The sequence below is a fragment of the Streptomyces capoamus genome (genome assembly GCF_014654935.1).
In the GTDB taxonomy this organism is placed as follows: Bacteria; Actinomycetota; Actinomycetes; order Streptomycetales; family Streptomycetaceae; genus Streptomyces; species Streptomyces capoamus.
The window spans coordinates 247,932-249,528 of sequence record NZ_BNBF01000002.1 but is presented as its reverse complement, the minus strand read 5'-3'; the positions used below and the strand labels follow the sequence as shown (position 1 = coordinate 249,528).

1 protein-coding gene and 1 pseudogene are annotated in these 1,597 nt (G+C 72.5%); one reads left to right on the top strand and one right to left on the bottom strand.

The window, feature by feature from the left end:
- A pseudogene (locus IE312_RS38745) lies at window positions 1-781 on the top strand (hypothetical protein); the annotation flags it as partial.
- Here IE312_RS38745 and IE312_RS04590 read toward each other — a convergent pair.
- The coding region (locus IE312_RS04590; protein ID WP_229899044.1) for a hypothetical protein at window positions 724-1,597 on the bottom strand (874 nt) is incomplete at its 5' end. The pseudogene IE312_RS38745 and the gene IE312_RS04590 sit on opposite strands and share 58 nt — an antisense overlap.

Genomic DNA, 1,597 nt, shown 5'->3' with positions numbered 1-1,597 from the left:
GTCCAAGCTGACCTCCAACGCGGCGGCACTGACCTGGTCCCGAGCCAACCTCTACGGGCTGCTCTTCCACACCCTGGGGAACCACGACGGCGAGCTGGCCGCCCGCTTCCGTGCCCTGACGGGTGGCTGGCAGCCCGAGGCCGACGGCCGGCGCTTCGTCCCTCCGGCACTACTCAGCGGTGACGAGCAGTCCCAGCAGGAACAGTTCACCGTGATAGCGGGGCCCTACATGGGGTCCAACTTCCGCAAGGGCCACACCTTCACTTGGCTGCCCAACCACCTGATGGACGGCGTCGAGCAGGTCAGCCCGCGCAGCTTCCTCAGCGCGCTGCAGAAGGCGCTCGCGGAAACCCGGGGCCAGTACGCGGGCCACGAGTTCGCCCTCCACCACGAGGGCATCCGCCGGGGCGTGCAGACGGCGTCCGAGACCCGGGTCGCCGAGGTCAGCGAGGACATGCCGTGGGTGCGCCTGGCGATCGAGCCGCTGGCAGGCCACCAGGTGCCGATAGAGCGGGAGAAGGTCGAAGCCCTCTGGCAGGAGCACCGGTTGGTGGACGCCCTGCACAAGGAAGCCGAACGGTACGTGCCCAGCGACCCGGACGACGACTTCCTGGTGCGCACCGGACCGCGCTACCCGGAGGACCCGGCCCTGCTGATCGAAGAACTCGTCGGCCTGGGGGTGATGCGCCAGCGCCGGGACGGTCGCATTGACCTGCCGGACGTCTACCGCATCGCCTTCGGCGTGGGGCGCAAGGGCGGGGTGCCGAGGGTGGCCAACTGAGCCGGTTGGCCAGGCGGCGCTGAGAGCGCTCGGTCTGCGGCGCAGCGCGGGCAGAGCGTCTCGTCACCGACCAGCCGGAAGAGGGCGGGCTGGACGTGGTCGCCCTCGCATTCGCGGGTGCCGTGGAGGCGGGGGGAGAGGGGGCGGCCGGGCGTGGGTTCCTGGGCTGTGGAGGGCTCGGGTTCGGGTGCGGCCGGGGTAGGGACCGGTGGCACCTCGCGGAGCAGGTAGCGCAGCAGGCCGCCGGGGCGGTGGACGGGGGCGCCATCGCCGGGGAGGCCGCGGAGGATGTGCGCGCGGATGGCGGTGGGCGGATGCCCGGCGGCTAGCCAGCGCGCGGTGAGGTCCGTCAGCTCGGCATCCATGGCCCGGGGGATGTGGCGCAGGGCCGGGTCGAGGTCGCGGTAGGCGTGGGCGAGGGCGCGGGCCGCGTCTAGGTGAGGGCCGGGATCGGGGTGCTCGCTGCCCCGGTCCACCTCCGGGGCTTGCGCGGCTTGCGGGGCTGCCGTGGAGTGCGCGGCTTCGGGGGCTTCGGCGGGTGCGGAGGCATCGGTGGCGTCCTCGGGGGGCTTGGGGGGTCGGTTGGGGGTGTTCACGCAGGTGTCGCCATAGGGATGACCGTCGGCGGGCCGACCGGTCCGCTCACCGACCGCCGGATTGCGGGGACTCGGTGCGACGTGCGCGGATACGGGCGTCCGTCCGAGGAGCTTAGAGGCTTCCGCCTCGCTCAACGGCACGTTGGAGACGAGTTGTTGGGTTACCCAGTGACCGCCGGGACCCTGGACGCGCCGCTCGTGCACGAACCCCTCGTCCTTG